Annotated in this window: 19 protein-coding genes and 1 tRNA gene; 6 read left to right on the top strand and 14 right to left on the bottom strand. The window is 68.5% G+C overall.

Annotated features, from left to right (window positions below; genetic code table 11):
- From AADI75_RS05620 to bamE, 7 genes are all read right to left on the bottom strand, one after another.
- Positions 1-772, bottom strand: a 772-nt coding sequence (locus tag AADI75_RS05620) for an ATP-binding protein (RefSeq protein WP_341208062.1), incomplete at its 3' end; no start/stop codon positions are given.
- Positions 773-928: 156 nt separating this feature from the next.
- The gene (locus AADI75_RS05615; protein WP_341208061.1) at positions 929-1,645 is read right to left on the bottom strand and encodes a TIGR02186 family protein; all 717 of its coding nucleotides are present in this window, start codon (positions 1,643-1,645) and stop codon (positions 929-931) included.
- A gap of 35 nt (positions 1,646-1,680) precedes the next feature.
- The gene (locus tag AADI75_RS05610; RefSeq protein ID WP_341208058.1) at positions 1,681-2,595 is read right to left on the bottom strand and encodes a sulfite exporter TauE/SafE family protein; all 915 of its coding nucleotides are present in this window, start codon (positions 2,593-2,595) and stop codon (positions 1,681-1,683) included.
- A gap of 40 nt (positions 2,596-2,635) precedes the next feature.
- Positions 2,636-3,652, bottom strand: a complete 1,017-nt coding sequence (locus AADI75_RS05605) for a hypothetical protein (protein ID WP_341208057.1) — start codon at positions 3,650-3,652, stop codon at positions 2,636-2,638.
- Entirely contained in the window at positions 3,649-5,007 is a 1,359-nt protein-coding gene (locus AADI75_RS05600) for a glycosyl transferase family protein (RefSeq protein WP_341208056.1), read from the bottom strand. The genes AADI75_RS05605 and AADI75_RS05600 overlap by 4 nt, the downstream gene beginning before the upstream one ends.
- 222 nt (positions 5,008-5,229) lie before the next feature.
- Positions 5,230-5,775 carry an RcnB family protein gene (locus AADI75_RS05595; RefSeq protein WP_341208055.1) on the bottom strand — a complete coding sequence of 182 codons (546 nt, stop codon included), beginning with the start codon at positions 5,773-5,775 and terminating at the stop codon, positions 5,230-5,232.
- 117 nt (positions 5,776-5,892) lie between these two features.
- Entirely contained in the window at positions 5,893-6,360 is a 468-nt protein-coding gene (gene bamE / locus AADI75_RS05590; RefSeq protein ID WP_028967438.1) for an outer membrane protein assembly factor BamE, read from the bottom strand.
- 119 nt (positions 6,361-6,479) lie between these two features.
- Here bamE and AADI75_RS05585 point away from each other — a divergent pair, with 119 nt between their 5' ends.
- The gene (locus AADI75_RS05585) at positions 6,480-6,989 is read left to right on the top strand and encodes a ubiquinol-cytochrome C chaperone family protein (protein WP_341208054.1); all 510 of its coding nucleotides are present in this window, start codon (positions 6,480-6,482) and stop codon (positions 6,987-6,989) included.
- On the top strand, positions 6,986-7,516 hold the full coding sequence (locus tag AADI75_RS05580) for a DUF177 domain-containing protein (protein WP_341208053.1): 531 nt from the start codon (positions 6,986-6,988) through the stop codon (positions 7,514-7,516). The genes AADI75_RS05585 and AADI75_RS05580 overlap by 4 nt, the downstream gene beginning before the upstream one ends.
- A gap of 4 nt (positions 7,517-7,520) precedes the next feature.
- Here AADI75_RS05580 and AADI75_RS05575 read toward each other — a convergent pair whose 3' ends face one another.
- Genes AADI75_RS05575 through ftsE form a run of 4 tightly spaced genes read right to left on the bottom strand, consistent with a single transcriptional unit; the run spans position 7,521 to position 10,289 of the window.
- Positions 7,521-8,204 (bottom strand): lysophospholipid acyltransferase family protein, encoded by a 684-nt coding sequence (locus tag AADI75_RS05575; RefSeq protein ID WP_341208052.1) that lies wholly within the window; start codon positions 8,202-8,204, stop codon positions 7,521-7,523.
- Positions 8,201-8,737, bottom strand: coding sequence for a YdcF family protein (locus AADI75_RS05570; RefSeq protein ID WP_341208051.1), 537 nt, complete (start codon positions 8,735-8,737; stop codon positions 8,201-8,203). Before AADI75_RS05570 ends, AADI75_RS05575 begins: the two co-directional genes overlap by 4 nt.
- Positions 8,734-9,606, bottom strand: coding sequence for a permease (locus tag AADI75_RS05565; protein WP_341208050.1), 873 nt, complete (start codon positions 9,604-9,606; stop codon positions 8,734-8,736). The genes AADI75_RS05570 and AADI75_RS05565 overlap by 4 nt, the downstream gene beginning before the upstream one ends.
- The gene (gene ftsE / locus AADI75_RS05560; protein WP_341208049.1) at positions 9,603-10,289 is read right to left on the bottom strand and encodes a cell division ATP-binding protein FtsE; all 687 of its coding nucleotides are present in this window, start codon (positions 10,287-10,289) and stop codon (positions 9,603-9,605) included. Before ftsE ends, AADI75_RS05565 begins: the two co-directional genes overlap by 4 nt.
- A 115-nt stretch (positions 10,290-10,404) precedes the next feature.
- Here ftsE and AADI75_RS05555 point away from each other — a divergent pair, with 115 nt between their 5' ends.
- The 4 genes from AADI75_RS05555 (at position 10,405) to AADI75_RS05540 (ending at position 14,202) form a co-directional block, all read left to right on the top strand.
- Positions 10,405-11,154, top strand: coding sequence for an MJ0042-type zinc finger domain-containing protein (locus tag AADI75_RS05555; RefSeq protein ID WP_341208048.1), 750 nt, complete (start codon positions 10,405-10,407; stop codon positions 11,152-11,154).
- Between the two features lie 92 nt (positions 11,155-11,246).
- A tRNA-Leu gene (locus AADI75_RS05550) sits at positions 11,247-11,333 on the top strand.
- 245 nt (positions 11,334-11,578) lie between these two features.
- Positions 11,579-11,911, top strand: a complete 333-nt coding sequence (locus AADI75_RS05545) for a hypothetical protein (protein ID WP_341208047.1) — start codon at positions 11,579-11,581, stop codon at positions 11,909-11,911.
- A gap of 125 nt (positions 11,912-12,036) precedes the next feature.
- Positions 12,037-14,202, top strand: a complete 2,166-nt coding sequence (locus AADI75_RS05540) for a PBP1A family penicillin-binding protein (protein ID WP_341208046.1) — start codon at positions 12,037-12,039, stop codon at positions 14,200-14,202.
- Here the strand turns inward: AADI75_RS05540 and AADI75_RS05535 are convergent.
- Genes AADI75_RS05535 through AADI75_RS05525 form a run of 3 tightly spaced genes read right to left on the bottom strand, consistent with a single transcriptional unit; the run spans position 14,175 to position 15,861 of the window.
- Positions 14,175-14,852 carry a YgjP-like metallopeptidase domain-containing protein gene (locus AADI75_RS05535; RefSeq protein ID WP_341208045.1) on the bottom strand — a complete coding sequence of 226 codons (678 nt, stop codon included), beginning with the start codon at positions 14,850-14,852 and terminating at the stop codon, positions 14,175-14,177. The two genes, AADI75_RS05540 and AADI75_RS05535, sit on opposite strands and share 28 nt — an antisense overlap.
- A complete protein-coding gene (locus tag AADI75_RS05530; protein ID WP_341208044.1) occupies positions 14,849-15,292 on the bottom strand; it encodes a YcgN family cysteine cluster protein in 444 nt (147 codons plus the stop codon). The genes AADI75_RS05535 and AADI75_RS05530 overlap by 4 nt, the downstream gene beginning before the upstream one ends.
- The gene (locus tag AADI75_RS05525) at positions 15,280-15,861 is read right to left on the bottom strand and encodes an SCO family protein (protein WP_341208043.1); all 582 of its coding nucleotides are present in this window, start codon (positions 15,859-15,861) and stop codon (positions 15,280-15,282) included. The genes AADI75_RS05530 and AADI75_RS05525 overlap by 13 nt, the downstream gene beginning before the upstream one ends.
- Positions 15,862-15,893: the final 32 nt, after the last annotated feature.

Below are 15,893 nucleotides of genomic sequence, written 5' to 3'. Positions count from 1 at the left end.
TCAGCTTGGCGATCTCCTGCCCCGCCCGGCTCTTGGCCTTGGCGGCGAGCAGGCATTTGGCGAGGATGTCGGCATCCACCTGCCGCGCCGCGCCAGTCGAGGTGACGAACACCTCGCAATGTTCCTCGAAATTCATCAGCCAGTACGGCATCTGGAGATTGGACACGTCGAACAGCGCGCCAGCCTCGCCGAACGCCGCGCCATATTCGCCGTGCGGGTCGATCATCACGACATGGCCCTGCGGCGCGAGCGTACAGATGCGGTGGAGGATCAGCGCGGCGGCGGTCGACTTGCCGGTGCCGGTCGAGCCGAGCAGCGCGAAATGCTTGCCGAGCATCGCGTCGACATACAGCGAGGCGCGGACGTCGCGGCTGGGATGAACCGTGCCGATCTCGATCGCCGCCCGCCCGCGCGCGGCATAGATCTCGCGCAGCTCTTGCCCGTCGACCGCGAACACCCGCGCGCCTGGGATCGGATAGCTGGTCACCCCGCGGCGGAAGCGCTGCATCCGCCCGGTCAGCCGTTCCTCATCGCCCTCGCCGAGAAAATCGACCTCGGCGATCACCGCCTCGCCGCGATCGTCGGCCAGCCGCAGCGCGCGCGTCGTCGCGATCAGCAACGTCGCGCCGACCCGTACCTTCACTTGTCCGCCGACCTGCCCGGCCATTGCCAGCACCGGATCACGATGCGCGCGCAAGCCGTCGAGCGCGGCGCGGTCGAGCAACAGCTCGCCGCGGCCCCCCGCGATCTGGCACACGAAGCCGATCGCCATGGCGTCCTCCTCCGCCGGCCCTGCGCCCGAGAAGGCAGCGGCGATTGCGGCGTCGAAGGTGTACGAGGCGGGGATGTCGTTCATGGGCGAGAGCGCGTCCAAGGTCTGGGAAGTGCTGGCCCTACCGCGTCTTCCGTAAAGATCGGGTGGATGCGATCAGCGTCGCGCCAGCCGCCCCGCACCCCAGCCGAGCGCGACCGACAGCAACACCGCCGCTCCGCCGTACAGCCACTCATGGCGATCCGCCGCCTGCGCGACGAACCGCTCGAACCCCTTTTTGCGGATGTCGATGTCGCGCACCGCCACCGCCAGCACGCGCCCGTCGCGCACCAGGAAGGTCTCGGCGGTGAAGCGCCCGACCGGCACCCGCGCCGGGATCGACACCCGCGCGCGGTACAGTACGCCGTCGCTGATCTCGACCGCCCGCGGCGCTTCGTAGAACAGCCCGGTACGCACGCGTTGTTCGACCAGCCCGCGCGTGAAGCGATCCTGCACCTCCGACGGCGCGGCGGACGCGGGCGACAGTTGCAGGCTGTCGAGCCCCAGCTCGTAAATCGCGCGGGTGCGCGCATCGACCAGCTCGTTCAGCGGCCGCGACGAGGCGACCGCGTAGAAGGACGGCGCGGAGCGATAGCGCAGCCGCCCGGCATTGACCCAGATGCCGGCGACCTTCTCCTTCTCGCGGATCACGATCGACTGCGTGGGACCTTTCACCACCACCACGACATCCGCGCCCTTGGTGTCGGTCGGCGTCCGTCCGCCGGGGTAGATGATCGCGCCGAACAGCAGCAGCTCGGCCCCGGCGAAGCTGTAGGCGATGTCGATCTCGCGCTGCGAGACATCGGGCACCAGCACCGGCTTGGCCTGCGCCATCAACAGCGGCGCGGCGGCCAGCAGCAGTGCGGCCCTCACGACAGCTCGACCGTATAGATTTCGTCGGGTCGCCAGCCGAGGCCGAGCGCGATCCGCCCCGCCACCAACAGCACCATCAACGCCAGTGCGAGCCGCAGATATTCGGGCCGCGCTTTCGCCGCGAAGCGCGCGCCGACCTGCGCGCCGACCACCGATCCGATCAGCAGCAACCCCGCCAGCACGATATCGACCGCCTTGGTGGTGGTGGCGTGCACCAACGTCGCGGCGGCGGTGACGAACAGAATCTGGAACAGGCTGGTCCCGACCACCACCGCGGTCGACATGCCGAGCAGGTAGATCATCGCCGGTACCAGCACGAACCCGCCGCCGACGCCGAGCAGGATCGTCAGGATGCCGGTGAAGAACCCGAGCAGCAGCGGCGCCAGCGGCGAGATATACAGCCCCGAGGCGTAGAAGCGCGTGCGGAACGGCAGGCTGGCGACCAGCGGATGGTGCCGCCGCCGCCGCGCCGGTGCGCTGCGCCGTCCCTTGGCGATCAGGATCGCGTCGACCGCTTCCTTCAGCATCATCAGCCCGATCGAGCCGAGCAGCAGCACATAGGTGATCGCGATGGTCGTATCGATCTGCCCCCATTGCTGGAGCAGCCGGAACAGCCACGCGCCGAACAGCGAGCCGAGCACGCCGCCGATCACCAGCACCGTCCCCATCCGCGTATCGACCCCGCCGCGCCGGAAATGCGCGAACACGCCCGAGACGCTGGCGCCGGTCACCTGGCTGGCGGCGGAGGCGGCGGCAACGGTCGGCGGGATGCCGTAGACGATCAGCAGCGGCGTGGTCAGGAACCCGCCGCCGACCCCGAACATTCCCGACAGCAACCCGACGCCGGCGCCCAGCGCGATCATCACGAGTGCGTTCACCGACAGATTCGCGATCGGCAGATAGATGTCCATGACGGGTCGAACCGCTAGCGGGTTCGCGGGCGCGATGCCATCAATAGTCGGTGCCGATCGACAGCGCCGGCCCGGATGAAGGCCGCGCATCGCCAGCGACACGCTGCCGCCACTCGACCGCGAAGCGCAGGTGCGACGCGTGCCCGATTGGCGCGTCCAACGTCGCCGCGGGGCCGATGTCCAGCCGCAGAGCGTCGCGTTGCGCGCCGCCCCATACGCCGAAACCCAGCGCGATCGTCGCGCCTCCACCGCTACCGGTCACGCGACGGGTGACGTGCAGCGCGCCATCGGCATAGCCTTCGGGCTCGGCGCGGATCACCGTTCCCGCCTGCGCATAGCCATCCAATCGAAAGCCGCCTGGCAGCGGCCGGTCGCTCACCCCGCCGACCAGCCCGACGGCGGTGCCGCCGCGTTGGTTCGCAAGCCCGATCCGCCGTTCCGCGACGATTCGCACCGGCAAGGCGGTCGGTCGCCAGTCAAGGCCGACCGCCGCTTCCTGCTGCCGAGTGTCGAGCGCCATCGCGACTCGCGTTGCGATCGCGAGGCGCCCCTGTCGATCAAGGGTGCGCGCGATTCTGATCCCGGCCTGCGATCCGCCCAATTGCGGCGTCGCTACCCCGCTGCCGGCACTACTCCCCCGCAGCATCGCCCAGCCGCTTGCCGACCAGTGCCGCGCGCTCGGGGTCGCGGGCAGCGGCGTACCATAACGCACCATGTCGAGCAGCCCGACCAGATAGGAAGGCGATGCCTCCTGCTGAATCGCGGGCGGATCGGGCGTCGCCAATGCCATGATCGGCGGGTCGACGATCGCCGGCATCTCGTATGCGGGCGCGGTCGTCTTTTCGGTCGGGCCAGTCGAGGCTGCCACGATGATGGTGCTTGGCGGTCGCGACATGATCATCGGTCCCGGGGGATCGCGGCGCGCGCCGATCCGCCGCATGGCGTGGCGGATCAGCTTCGGCACCGGCGGATCGGGCCAGAGCTGCCAGCTTCGAAGCCCGATCCACGCGCCGAACACCAGCACCAGAAACCGCAGCGGTCGCCCGCCGTGCCTCACGTCGCCTCCGGCAGTTGCTCGGGGAAGCGGTGCGCGGTCTTGTCCCAGCGGGGCGCGGCGCCGAACAGCGTCGTGACATATCGCCACAAGGCCCGCCGGGCTGCCAGCATCGCGATATAATTGGCGACCACCGCGCGCGGCAGTGACCAGCATCCCTCGCGCCAGCCATGTTCGGCGCTCGTATGAGCGGCGCGCGCGCCGAGCCGCCAGCACAACAGCCCGGTATTGAGCATCAGCAAGACGCGCAGGCCCGGTCCGACCGCCACCGCCTCGCTGCCCGTGATGGCGTGCAGGAGCGACGACACCCCCCACCCGACCAGCGCGAGATAGGCAGCGAGCAGCGCCGCCACCGCCAGCAAACCCCGCCGATCGCGCATCCGCATCCAATATTCCGCGCCATGCACCCGCGCGCCCCAGCCGGTGCGATCCCACCCCGATAGCGCGATCCCCGCCACCCAGCGCGCTTTCTGGCGCACTGCGGTGTCGATCGTGTCGGGAAAGAACGCCCGCGTGGCGATCAGGCGACCGCCCGCCGTCTCACGCCACCGCACGAACCGCGCCGGCAGCCCCAGCGCGGCGACCCGCAGGCCGAACTCGTAGTCTTCGGTCAGGCTGTGCGGCTCGAACGGCATCCCGCTCCCGCCAGCGAGCTGCTCCAGCGCGTCGCGCCGGATCGCGCATCCCACTCCCGCCAGCGGCACCGCCGCCGCCAGTGCCGAACGGACTGTCAGATCCCGCCGGTGCGATTCGGCAAATTCATCGGCGTAATGACCCGAGACCAGCCGTCGTTTGGCATCGATCAGCGGCACCACCGGCAATTGTACCAGCGCCGCATCGCGCAGATGGTCGTCGAATACCCGCAATTCGGCCGGGTCGACGACATCCTCCGCATCATGAAGCACGATCGCGGCCGTCGTCCGCCCTTGCGCCCGATCGTCGGCGACCAGTGCGCGCCACAGCCCGTTCAGGCAATCCGCCTTGGTGGTCGGGCCATCGTGCGGCACCACCACCCGGCGCACGCGCGCATCGTCGGCCGCCACCGCGGCCACGGCGGCCAAGGTTCCCGGATCATTGGGATAGCATCCGACGAAGACCCGGTAATCGGGATGGTCGTAGCGCGCGAGCGTCGCGCGCAGCATCGCGCCGATCACCGCCTGCTCGTCCCAGGCGGGCACGAATACCGCCAGCGGCAGGCATGGCGCTACCGGCACGTCCATGCAATTCGGCTCGCGCCGCCGGACGCGCCACCACACCAGATCCATCAGCACATCGTCGATCCCCCCCAACAGGATGACGACCGCTGCGAACAACGCCAGTTCCGACACGGCGCGATCGAAGCCGTCCAGCCCGACCATCATTGCGCGTTGCGACCCATGCTGACTGCCCCCCGACCGCCGCATCGATGGCAAGACTGTGGCAGAAAAGCAACGACGCCGAAGAAGCGTGCTGACCCACGAACCGAATGAGCGACCGATCGTTGCCGCTGCGGTCCCCTTTCCCCCTTTCGGGACCGGTGCCGACCCAAGCCGGTACCGGCCGCGCCGCCGCGTTAATGGCGGCGCGGCCGTATCACCGGCTCAGAAGTAGAAACCGCGCACCACATCGAGCACGACGCCGCGACGGTAATCGACGAGCAGCGCATCGTCATAATGTCGTACCCAGCGCGCCCGGACCGGCGCGGCGGGCAGTCGATACCGCCACGGATCGGCGATTACGTAGCGCGCACCGTAGTAATTTGGGCCGATTCGTGTGCCCGGACGGAACGATTGATAACGAAACGGCGCCTGCCAGCCGCCCCGCGCATACAGATCGCGGTGCCCGGCACGCCAGCGCTGCATGTCGGCACGCCATTCGCGGCGATCGCGCTGCCACTGGCGCTGCTGGCGCAGGTCGCGGCGATCCTCGCGATATTCCTGCCGCGCCTCGCGCAGATCGCGGCGCTGCGCGCGCACGTCGCGCCAGTCGCCGCGCGCGCGGGCGCGATCAAGCTGGCGTGCCTCTTGGCGGATGTCGCGGCGATCGCGCCGCAATTCTTCGCGCGACTGTGCGCTGGCAGGTGCCGATGCCACAACGCCCGACAGTGCGGTGGCAGCAAGCAGGGCGGCGGTGACAAGGTTACGCATCACTGATCCTCCTTCGCGGCGGCGCGACCCTGTGTCGCGTCGTTCATGGAGGACCAATGCCGGCGTCGCGCTGAACGGTCCGCGAACGCGGGCGTCAGCGATCCGAAAGGATCGCCGTTACTGGCCGTTACGCCCGGTTGGCCCCGCCCCGCCCGGCGCACCCGCCGCGCCGACCGCGCCGATGTTGCCGAACAGATCCTGGAAGAAGCCACGCTCGCGGCCCAGCGTGGGGGTGGTCTTGCCATAGGGCTTCAGGCTGACGACCTGCTCCACCCCCGACTTGCGGATGGCGCTGACGTTGCCCGCCTGATCGAAGCTGATCTGCAGCGTCAGCTGATCCTTCGGGCGCGGGGCGTTGAACGCATAATTGCGGCTGTCGCGCGCAATATAGTACCAGTCACCCTGGTTGAACTGGCTGGCGAAGCTCGGCGTGCCCAGCGTGGCGAGAACCGACTGGCGGTTGTCGACCCCCGGTTGGATCGCGTTCACCAGATCGGCATCGACGATATAGCCCTGATGCGAGCGGAGCGGAGCACAGCCCGCGGCAAGAACGCCGGCCAGGGCGAGGAAGATCAGCGGGCGCATCGATACTCCGGTCACAGGCGCGCGTGGACATTGCGGCCGTCCGCCTCAATATGCCCAGCGGCGCGGCGAAACAAGCGCGCGGCCGAATGGATCGCGCGGAACGGCAAAGGGATGAAACGGTGGGCTGGTTGACGAAGGTATTGGGACGGCGCGAACGCGACGCCGCCTTGCCGCTGTACGATGCGGTCATCGCCCGCGCCCGTGCCCCGCATTGGTATCTGGACGGCGCGGTGCCCGACACGCTCGACGGGCGGTTCGACATGGTCGCGGCGGTGCTGGCGATGGTGCTGCTGCGGCTGGAGGAGGATTCGCACGGCGCCGAGCCGATCGCACGGCTCACCGAGCGTTTCGTCGACGACATGGACGCGCAGGTGCGGCAAATCGGCTTCGGCGACATGGTAGTCGGCAAGCATGTCGGCCGGATGATGGGGATGCTCGGCGGCCGGCTGGGCGCCTATCGTGACGGGCTGGCAGGTGGCGACTTCGATGCCGCGCTGGTCCGCAATGTGTACCGCGGACAGGCACCGGATGCCGCCGCGGTCACGCATGTACGCGCTGAGCTGACCGCGTTCCGCAAGTCGCTGAACGGCGTCTCCCTGCCGAAATTGATGGAAGGACGATGGGCATGACGACGGAATTCTCGCGGGTCGAGCGGCTCGACACGATCGGCGGCGAAGACCGTCAGGTGGCAATCGAAGCCGATGCCGAGGAGCGGCTCGCCCTTTCGCGCCGGTTCGGCCTGGTTTCGCTCGACCGCCTGAGCGCCACCTTCGCGATCCGCCGAGACGGTGCCGCCGTAATCGCGCGCGGCCGTGTCAGTGCTGCGGTCGTGCAGAGCTGCACCGTTACCGGCACCCCGCTGCCCACGACGGTCGATGAGGAGGTCGCGCTGCGCTTCGTGGAACCCGCCACCGCGGCCGAAGGCGATGAGGAAGTCGAACTCTCCGGCGATGCGCTCGACACGATCGAGATCGAGGGCGGTGGCATCGATCTCGGCGAAGCGTCGGCCGAGACGATGGCGCTCGCGCTCGATCCGTTCCCGCGCAGCCCGGACGCCGCCGCCGTTTTGAAGCAGGCCGGAGTGATCAGCGAGGAGGAAGCGGGTGCGTTCGGCGCGCTGGCCGGATTGAAGGCGAAACTGGAAGGAAAAGCCTGAAGACTCAATGATTGAGCGCGTTGATCGCGGCATGGACGCGCGCCTCGGCCTCGGCGCGCGGCAACCCCGGCGGGATCGCTTCGCCGATCCGTATTGTGACCACGCCCGGTTTCTTGGCCCCCTTCTTCGGAAGCAACCGCCCACTGTCGAGCGCAATCGGCACCACCGGCAGCGCCAGTGCCTTGTACAGACCCGCAAAACCGGAACGTAGCGGCGGCGACTCGCCATGTGGCACCCGTGTCCCCTCGGCATAGACAATCACCGATCGGCCGGTCGCCCGCACCGCCGCGCCTTCGCGCATCAGCGTGCGCAGCGCCTTGGACGACGCCTCGCGATCGACGACCAGCGCGCCGTACTTGACCGCTGACCAGCCCCATAGCGGGATGCGCATTAGCTCGCGCTTGAGCACCATCGCCGGTGAGCCGAGGATCAGTTGCAGCTCCAGCGTCTCGTACATCGCCTCATGCTTGGCGACGTAGAGGAATTGCCCGACCGGCACCTCGCCCTCCACCTTCGCGCGGATGCCGAGGATGAGCCGCATCAGCACCCGGTGGAGCCGCGACCAGCGATCGGCATGCGCGATCACCACGCGCTGCCCGAACAGCGCGGCGACCGGCGTCGTGGCAACGATCGGTACAGAAGCAAGATAGAAGATCGCGCGAAACACGATCGTGCGCAGCCAGTTCACCGCAGTCGCTCCCCCCACAGCACCAATCGGCGCAGCAGCAGCTTGTTATATTCGTTGAAGGCCTGCGTCAGCGTCGGCTGCGCATCCACGCCGTCGACCAGCACCGTGACCCCTTCGCCCAATGCCGGACCAAGCTCCAGCGCCGCACGACGCGCATGCCAGTTCGACGTCACCAGCCGGATCGATCGATAGCCGCGTGCCCGCACCCAGGCGGCGGTCTCCTCGGCATTGCTGCGGGTGTCGACCGCCTCGGCACCAAGGTCGACGCAGCAGGCGATCGTCGCGGCATGTCCCGCGACCCGCGCCAGATCGGCGCGCGTAACCCCCGGCGCCGTGCCGGTCACCAGCATCCGCCGCGCGCGACCGTGTTCGAGCAGGTCGAGCCCGCGTGCGATCCGGCCCGCCGCGCCGGTGGGAACGACGATGCCGTCGGTGCGAAGCTCGGGGTCGGCGGGCTGCGGCAGGGCCAGCATGAACAAAGCAAAGCCCAGCATCCACAGCAACAACGCCAAGGCGACGACGCGCCGGATCATGTCAGCCGTCCCAGCGCGCGGCGGACCCCCAGATAGGCGACCAGCGCCGCCAGCGCGACGAACGCGAGCGGCAAGGCGACCGCCACACCCCAGCCGGCGCGTCCAAGGGTCATCCCGCCGAGCAATTCCGCCCGGGAGGCCACAACCACCTGACCGAGCAGCAGGATCACCCCCCATGCCGCGGGCGCGCCGATCACCGCGGCCAGCGCCGAATCGCGCGCCATCCGGCGGCAGAACAGGGTCGCGATCTGACCATCGGTGGCGCCGAGCCGGTGCATCACCTCGATCGACAGCTGATGCGCCGCCAGACCGGCGCGGGTCGCGAGCAGCACCATCGCCATCCCCGCGGCGATCATCAGCGCGACGATCGCGGCGGCGAGCAGGGTGACGGTCCTCAACAGCGCCTGGGTACCGCCCAGTGCCAAACCGTGCGCGTCGATGCGCATGTCTGGGTCGATCGGTGCCACGAGACGCCGGATTTCACCCGCCACATCGCCGTTCGGTACCACCGAAACATCAATCAGTGCCGGCACCGGCAGATCATCCTCGCTGGCCGCACTCCCCAGCCACGGGCCGAGCAACCGCGTCAGCTCGGCACGCGAGACCGGAGTCACACGCGACACGCCCGGCAGCCGGCGCAACGCGGCGGCGACCTCCGCCGTGCGTCGCTCACGCGTTGCGGCGTCGCCGGAGACGATCTGCACGGTCACCTGCCCCTCGATCGCGGCACCCAGTGCACGGCCGGCGGCTGCGGTGGCGACGCCGCCTGCGGTCGCCAGTACCGCCAGGAAGATCATCACCGCGAGTACGCCGGTCATCGTCCAGCCGTCACGCGCGCTATCGAGCAGACGGGCGGTCGCGGCGGTCATGCGCGCTCCCGCCGCGCCGGTTGACCCAGCCGCCCCGCTGCAATCCGCATCATCTGCGCGGTCGGAACGCGCGCGAGCAGGTTTAGGTCGTGCGTCGCGACCACCACCGTCGTGCCGAGCTGGTTGAGCGAGGCGAAGAGCTGGATCAGCCGGTCCGCCATCGCATCGTCCACATTGCCGGTCGGCTCGTCCGCGAGCAGGATGTCCGGACGCGCCACCACCGCGCGGGCGATCGCGACGCGCTGCTGCTCGCCGCCCGACAGCGTCGCCGGCTTCGCCCCGGCGCGGTGGGTGAGCCCGACCCACGCCAGCATCTCGCCGGTCGCCTCGCGGACCTCTTCCTCGGCCGTGTCGGCGATACGCAGCGGCAGCGCGATATTGTCCGCGACCGAGAGATGCGGGATCAACCGGAAATCCTGATAGACCATCCCGATCCGACGCCGCAGCATCGGCATCCGCGCGCGCGGCAGCGTGACGACATCGGCGCCGAACAGCCGGATCACCCCGCGGCTGGGACGCCGCGCCAGGTGAAGCAGCCGCAACAACGACGTCTTGCCCGCCCCGCTGGCGCCGGTAAGGAAATAAAAGGCGCCGGGCACGAGCGAGAAGGTGATGTCGCGCAGCACCTCTTCGCCCTGGTCATAGCGAAGGCCCACGTTCTCGAACTGCACGATCGCCGCCATCGGCCACAGCCTTTGCACGCCACGCCCGGCGGCTTCAAGCATCGCGACTCACGCTTGCCTTGCAGGTCGCACGCGTGCTTAGATTCAGTTCGTTCGTCCTGCCGGTGCCGCGCCTATGATCCTCGATTGTCCAGAATGCCGCGCCCGCTATCTGGTGCCGGACGACGCGATCGCTCCGCCGGGGCGCACGGTGCGTTGCGCCAATTGCGCGCATAGCTGGTATCAGGACGTCAGCTATGACGACACGCCGGCAGAAGAGGCGGCTTCGTCGCCCGAAGAAGTCCCGCCCCCCGCCCCGCCCGAACCGGCAGTAGCGGAAGTCGCAGCGCCGCCGCCGGCCCTTCCGCTCCAGTCCGCGCCGCCGATCGTCGATGAACCGACACCGGAACCGGCCCGCTACGACGCCTTCGCGCACCGTCCGCCGTTCCGCGCGCCGGTTCGCCGCAGCGGACGCATCCGCACGATCGCAAGCATTGCCGCCGGGCTGCTGATGCTGGCCGCGGTGGCGGTGATCCTGTGGACGACCGCGCCGGGGCTGGCGCAGCAGATTGGCCTGTCGATCGGCCCCGAGGAACTGCCGCTGCGGATCGCCGACAATCCGATCGAGCGGCGCAAGATGGCGAACGGATCCGAGCTGTTCGCGGTCAGCGGGCGGATCACCAACCCGTCCTCGACGCGGCAGCGCGTGCCCGACATCCGCGCCGACCTGCGCGATTCGCAGAACCGCATCGTCTTCAGCTGGACGATCACCCCGCAGCAGCGGACATTGCTGCCCGGCGGTGCGATCGACTTCAACTCGGCGCAGGTGGACGTGCCGGCCAGCTCCAAGCGGCTCGATCTCAGCTTCGTCGGCGAGACGAACTGAGATCAAGGCGATAAAGGGCGTTGCCAGCCCCGATCGGCTTTGCTAGGGGCGCTCGCCTACCAGACGCCGGGTCTGCCCGGTGGACAACACGTGCGGTCGTGGCGGAATTGGTAGACGCGCAACGTTGAGGTCGTTGTGTCCGAAAGGACGTGGAAGTTCGAGTCTTCTCGACCGCACCAGTTTCTCTGAAATTGCGAACGATCGCGGCGGTGACGGCCATCCGGTTTTATTATGCGGCGGCTTGTGCCCGCCCTCTACGCATGCAGATTCGCGGCTTGCTACCTCCGGCGATAGGACTCACTTCAAACCGCGTCGTTTTTTCGACGCGGACGTGGGCGCTCATGGTGGGTCAGTGGGTCAGCACAACTTCGATCGCCGAGGCTTATTGTCGTAGCCACGACACTACAGTCAGGATGGTTGCATCATGAACGTCGATCGCGAAAGGCTTATTGCCAGACAAGTTGCGGGAATCATCGCGAATTACGTTTGTTTTCTGGAAACAGCTGATGAAGATAGCGTAAATCCGGATGATGCCGCGAAATTACTCGAGTATTTGGCCGCAGAAATGGGAAATCTGGAGAAGGGCTTTCTTCGTCACCTTGTGGACGCGTTTCCTTTGATCGCCGAGGAATATGACGTTGAGGCACAGGAGTTGGTACGCAGCATTCCGAACGGCTTCTATTTAGAGGAAGCCCTCGCCGCCGACGATCCCGTGCGCCTTGCCGAATCGGAGGCGTTGCGCGACGCACAGGACTGAGCACCGTCGGTGTGATCCCTGAGATAGCAGCCGGCGGTAGGGACAGCCGGCAAGCGCGCCGAGTCACCCGCCGCCAAATATCTTGTTCACCCCCGCTCAAGCCGCTATCCGCCACGGGGCTGACCATGGCCCGCGCCCGCACCTCCCGCTCCGCTCCGTCCAGGACCCGCTCGCCGTGGCGGCGCCGCTTAGGACTTGCCGTCAAACTTGCGCTCGGTGCGGTTGTTCTCGCGTTCGCCGCATTGCTCACCGCAGTCTATATCGCGCGCTCGCAGCTCCCCAGTTTTGAATCGCTGAAGTCGTCGCCCAACGGGCAGATGATCCGCGTCCATGCCGCCGATGGGTCGGTGCTGGTGTCGCTCGGGCCAAGCTATGGCGAGTGGTTGACCTATGATCGCATTCCCGCGGTGATGCGCGAGGCGACGATCGCGGTCGAGGACCGACGCTTCGACAGCCATGTCGGCGTCGATCCGGTCGGGATCGCGCGTTCGCTGTACGTCAATTACGAGCGCGGGCGACGCGTGCAGGGCGCCTCGACCATTACCCAGCAGCTCGCGCGTAACATCTTCCTGAACAATCAGAAGAAATTCGGGCGCAAGTTCCGCGAGGGCATCCTCGCGCTCGCGCTGGAGCGCAAGTTCTCGAAGGAGCAGATTCTCGAGCTGTATCTCAACAAGGTTTATTATGGCGGCGGCGCGTACGGGATCGACGCGGCGAGCCGCAAATTCTTCGGTCACGGCGCGGATCATCTGAGCCTCCCCGAAGCGGCCGTGATCGCCGGGCTGGTCAAGGCGCCGTCTAATTATTCTCCGACCGCCGATGCGCAGGCCGCGGTCGGGCGCGCCGGGGTCGTGATCCAGCAGATGGTGCGCAACGGCTTCATCTCGGTTGATCAGGCGCGCGAGGCGAACGACGTCGGGGTCAAGCTTGCCCCCGCGCCGCGCCAGAACAGCGTGCGCTATTTCACCGACTGGGCGTTGCCGCAGCTCGACCTGCTGATCGACGAAACCGAAAAGCCGCTTGAAGTGTGGACGACGCTCGACCCGGCGATGCAGCGCGACGCGGATGCGGCGGTGCGCGCCAATGTGCCGAAGGGCGCGCAGGGGGCGCTGGTGTCGATCGATCGCGACGGCTCGGTGCGCGCGATGGTCGGCGGGACCGATTACGTCAGCTCGATCTACAACCGTGCGACGCAGGCGCAGCGCCAGCCGGGCTCGTCGTTCAAGCTGTTCGTCTATCTCGCCGCGCTGGAAGCGGGCCGGACGCCGGAGGACCGCGAGGTCGACGAACCGGTGACGATCGACGGCTGGAGCCCGCGCAACGATTCGCGGCGCTTCTCGGGCAGCGTCACGCTGCGCACCGCCTTTGCCTACTCGCTCAACACGATCGCCGCGAAGCTGGGGCAGGCGGTCGGCTTCCAGACCGTCGCCGACATGGCGCGGCGGTTCGGGATCAGCACGCCGGTGAATACGCATCCCTCGATGGTGCTCGGCACCTCGGACGTGCGGCTGATCGACATGACGCGCGCCTTCGCCAGCGTCGGCAACAAGGGCGTCGCGATCACCCCCTTCGGGATCACGCGCGTCACCGCCGATGGCGATGAAATCTATCGCCACGAGGTCGACCGCAGCCAGGTGCTGGTTGCGCCGAACGTCGCCGCCGCGATGACCGACCTGTTGCAGACCGCGGTCAATACCGGCACCGGGCGCGCGGCGCAGATCGGGCGGCCGGTGGCGGGCAAGACCGGCACGACCACCAGCAGCAAGGACGGCTGGTTCCTCGGCTTCTCCTCGGGACTGACCACCGGCGTGTGGATGGGGCGCGACGATGCGCGCCCTATCGCCGGGCTGCACGGCGGCACCGCCCCGGCGCGTGCGTTCCGCGAGTTCATGGTCAAGGCCGTCGCCAAGCGGCCGATCGAGCAATTCGAAACCGCGGTAACGCTGCCCGAGGCGCAGCTCGAGCCTGATGCCGAGAGCTATTATGGTGCGCCCGACAACGCCACCTATGGCGATGAGGCGGGCTATGGCCCCGACGCCGTTCCCGCGCCGGAGCCGGGGACGCTGTTCGGCCCCGAGCGGCCGGTGGTGCAGCCGCTGCCGCCGCAGGGTGAAGAGCCGCAGCAGCAGCAGCAGCAGCAGCGTCCCGACGAGCGGCTCGATCAGGAATGGCTCGACCGCGTGACCGGGCAGCCGCGACGCGATGCGGTCCGGACGCCGCCGCCCGCGCGCAGTGCGCCGCCTGCGCGCCCGGCGGTCCCGGCTCAGTCCGGCGAACGCCCGAACCAGTGAAGCGCCGCTCCGTTCGCGCGTAACCACGCGCTCTCGGTCACCGGATCGCGCCCGTACAGCTCGGCGACCAGCGCGTGGAACGCCGGCGCGTGATTCATGTGGACGCGGTGCGCGACCTCGTGCGCCGCGGTGGCGCGCCGCACCTCCGGCGGGGCGAGCACCAGTCGCCAGCTATAGCGGATTGCGCCGTGATGCGCGCAGCTGCCCCAGCGCCCGCGCGCATCGCCGATCGTCACCCCGCTGACCGACACGCCGGCACGTGCGGCGTAGAAGGCGGTGTCCTGCTCCAGCAACGCCAGCGCGCGGCGGCGGAGCCACAGCTCGACGCGGCGCGGCACGCTCTCGATCGGACCGCCGAGCACCAGCCGGTCGCCGTCGATCGCCGGCGTGCGGAGCGCCGCAATGCGCCATTCGATCGTGAGCATGTGCCCGTCGACCGGGATCGTCGCACCCGGCACGAACGGCCGCGCCTGGGGCAGCCGGCCACGCTGGTGCGCGATCCATCCCTCCTGCGCGCGTGCCCAGGCCAGTGCCTTGGCCAGCGACGCGCGCGGCGGCAGCGTCAGTCGCGCCTGCCCGATAACCGGATCGAACGACAATCGCGTGCGGCGCGCGCGCGGGTTGCGCACCACTGCGATCTCTTCGCTCACAGCTCGCGGTCGACGATATGCAGCTCGAGCTCGCCGGCATCATCCTCGCTGACCGTCCAGCCGCGCACCGACTGGCCGGCGCGGTGCACCGCGTCGCGATCGCCCGAGACGAGATAATGCCAGTCGGGCAGTTTCTCGCCGGCGGCGCGCAGCCGATAGGCGCAGGTGGACGGCAGCCAGTCGATGGCGTGGACGTTGCCCATCGTCAGGCGCACGCACTCGCTCACATAGGCGCGGCGGTGACGGTAATTGGAGCATTGTCCGCTACGCCGGTCGAGCAGCCGACATGCGACGTTGGTCGGCACCAGCTCGCCCGTCTCCTCATCCTCCAGCTTGTGCAGGCAACATTTGCCGCATCCGTCGCACAATGCCTCCCATTGCGCCCGGTCGAGCTTGTCGAGCGGCGTCGTCTCCCAGAAGCGACCGGTCAGTGCGCCCATTTCTTCACCTCCGCGACGATCGCCGCCGGTGGTCCTTCGGGCAGCAGCGCCAGCGGCTTGCCGTCGGGATCGAACAGATAGATCTGCCGGCTGTGATCCATCAGGTAGCCGTCAGCGGTGCCGGCGCCGCGCGCGAAATAGATGCCATATTCCTTGGCCACCTTCGCGATCTGCTCGGGCGTGCCGGTCAGGCCGACCAGGCGCGGATGGAAGGCGGTGACGAAGCGCTTGAGCGCGGCCGGAGTGTCACGCGCCGGATCGACGGTGATGAAGACCGGCACGATCCGCTTGCCCAACGCCGGATCGTCGCGCTCGATCGCCTTGAGCGCCGCGGCGATGTTCTGCACATCGGTGGGGCAGACGTCGGGGCAGAAGGTGTAACCGAAATAAACGATCCGGTAGCGCCCGGCGAAGTCGCGATCCGTCACCGTGCGGGCGTCCTGATCGGTCAGCGAAAAGGCGCCACCGATCCGCGCGCCGGCCAGCGGCGGCTGGCCCGCAGGCTCGTTGCCGCAGCCGGAGAGGGGCCCGGCGAGCAGCAGCGCGAGCGTGACAGCGAAACGGCGCATGTTCATGGTGATGCCAGATGTGATGGGTTATA

Source organism: uncultured Sphingomonas sp., assembly GCF_964021865.1.
Taxonomy (GTDB): domain Bacteria; phylum Pseudomonadota; class Alphaproteobacteria; order Sphingomonadales; family Sphingomonadaceae; genus Sphingomonas.
This window is presented reverse-complemented; position numbering and strand designations above follow the sequence as displayed.